The sequence below is a fragment of the Neisseria sp. P0001.S005 genome (assembly GCF_051963715.1).
In genome coordinates, this window is record NZ_JBQCTZ010000679.1 from 1 (window position 1) to 404 (window position 404).

1 pseudogene is annotated in these 404 nt (G+C 53.2%); it reads right to left on the reverse strand.

Annotated elements, in window-relative coordinates:
* Positions 1-404, reverse strand: a pseudogene (locus tag ACTHSP_RS22340) (signal recognition particle protein); the annotation flags it as partial.

The window sequence follows — 404 nt, forward strand, 5'->3', positions numbered from 1 at the left end:
CCCGCACCCATTGCAATACGGCGTTTGCGGCTGGCTTTGAGCAGGGCAGGGTTGGCGCGTTCTTTAGGGGTCATCGAGTTGATGATGGCTTCTACTTTGCCCATCGCTTTTTCAGCCGTGCCTTCGGGGATTTGTTTCGATATTTGACCCAGTTCGCCCGGCATTTTCGACATCAGGTTTTCCAAGCCGCCCATATTGCGCATCTGCTGGATTTGTTCTTTAAAGTCGTTGAGGTCGAAGCCCTTGCCTTTTTGCAGCTTTTTCGCCATTTTGGCGGCGGCTTCTTCATCAATGCCTTTTTGAACGTCTTCAATCAGGGTCAATACGTCGCCCATGCCGAGGATACGGCTGGCAAGACGGTCGGGGTGGAAAGGTTCGAGGCCGTTGATTTTCTCGCCGACACC